The sequence below is a fragment of the Cupriavidus sp. UYPR2.512 genome, assembly GCF_000379565.1.
In the GTDB taxonomy this organism is placed as follows: Bacteria; Pseudomonadota; Gammaproteobacteria; order Burkholderiales; family Burkholderiaceae; genus Cupriavidus.
Genome location: NZ_KB903043.1, coordinates 1 through 1,918 on the forward strand (window position 1 = coordinate 1; position 1,918 = coordinate 1,918).

1 protein-coding gene is annotated in these 1,918 nt (G+C 56.8%); it reads left to right on the forward strand.

The window, feature by feature from the left end; all coding sequences use genetic code 11:
* Nucleotides 1–70: 70 nt before the first annotated feature.
* Nucleotides 71–1,750 (forward strand): hypothetical protein, encoded by a 1,680-nt coding sequence (locus tag A3A5_RS0119165; protein WP_018312150.1) that lies wholly within the window; start codon nucleotides 71–73, stop codon nucleotides 1,748–1,750.
* Nucleotides 1,751–1,918: the final 168 nt, after the last annotated feature.

Sequence of the window (1,918 nt, forward strand, 5' to 3'; positions counted from 1 at the left end):
CGACCCAAGCGTATAGCGCTAGGAAGTCTCCATGTATTGACGTACTGAAGTTCGATCTCAGGAGAGAAACGTGCAAACCAAGACCCGGAACATCCNCACATTCGGCATCATCGCGGCCACAGCCGCAACATTGGTAGCTTGCGGNGGCGGCGGCGATTCCCCTTCCAAGCCTTCTGCTACCGTGCAAGGTAAGGCGGTGGACTTCTACCTGTCAGGAGCGACAGTTACGTTCCTCGATTGCGACAACAAGACCACCATGACAAATTTCAATGGCGACTTCACGTTTCCTGACGGTTGCACCAAGAGCGGGCTGAAGGTTGCCGGCGGTACAGATATTGGTACCAATCTCCCATTCACTGGCGTACTTCAGGCCCCGCCGGTGGAGTACAAAGTGGGCGTGACGCCGGTGATCTCTCCGCTGACCACGCTGGCTGTCCAACTTGGCGCGACGCAAGCTGCAGCCTTTGCTACGAAGCTGGGTCTGGCAGGCAAAGACCTGGCCACTCTGGACCCGCTCCAGGACGCCGTCGCGCTGAAGGCAGCGGTGGTGGTGCAGCAACTGGTTGATCAAGTCGCGAAGACGCTGACAGGCCTGTCGACCGACGGCACATTGAGTGCAGAGGATGCTGCTGCAGCAGCATCCTCTGCACTCGCTAGCGCCTCCGGCAACGCTGACTTGACGAATAGCACACTGGTTTCTACTGTGGTATCGAGCGCTGTGCAGAACGCCAAGAGCGGCTTACCGACAAACTTGCAATCAAACATCACCGCAGTAGCTGCAAATGTTGCCGCGTTAACTGGGCCGGTGATTGCTAGTCAAGTAGCAAGCGTAGATGCTTCGCTTAACGCAATCACGCTGAGCGGTACCCCGGCCGATACGTTGGCAGCGCTTAAGGCGAGCGGATCGCTCAACGCGGTCAGGGAGAGTGCCCAATCGACGACGATGACTTCCCTGGTTAAAGCAGTTACGTCCGCAGCACTGAACGATGCGTCGAACACTTCGAAGCTGGCTCAACTCGGGGATGCGGTATCTACTGGCAATGCAGACAAGATTCAGCAGGCAGCTAGCAACCTGGGCAGCGCTGTGGATAGCACAGCCATCGACAACATAGCGGCCGCAGTCACCCTGAAGAACTATCTGCTGTTATCCAATCTGACGATTAACGATACGTCTTACCCGATTACCGATTCGATTACGGCAACGGGCGGCACGTTGAACTCCATTCAGGTCGCGGTTGCAAAGCATGGTGACCCGTTCAGAGGAGGCGAATCGGCGGTACGTGCGGGTTTCAGCTACGCCTACGGCGGCAACCGGGTGGATATCATCATCGAGAACGTGACTCTGACCTTCAACGGTGCGCAGCTGACCAACGCAGCGGTGCCTGCCGGCACGACCTATTCTTTCCGAATCAGGGGCACGCTGGCGGCTGCAGCTACGCTGACAAACATTAGCGCCGACAATCTTTTCTCCAGCGCTAACGGCGGTTCGCTGAACCTTCCGTTCACCGTGTTCCTCGACAAGCTAAAGTCTGCCGGTTCGCTTACCCAGGCGCAGATTGATACGCTCACGCCGAAGTCGGTAAGCAGGTTCCCCGTGACGTTCGCCACAACCGGTATCAGTGGCAAGCGTGTGACGGTAGGTGCGTTGGCTGGCAGCAGCGTAGAGAAGACCAAGACTGCATCGGTGAAGACTGACTCGGCAAAGGTCACCGGCGACGGCCTCAAAATTTCGGTGACGCTCAACCCGTGATCTGCAAATTGTACTGTCTTCCGCCAAGGGGGAAGGCCATCATCCCGACCGTCAAAATGCAAGGCTCGAGATAAACAACTGGTTGCGGGTTTCTCAAGGCTGCCAAATTTGCCTGAAGTCCTTTGTGGGTATGACTTTCGCCGATTTCCGCCGTGATCCGCTAGAATT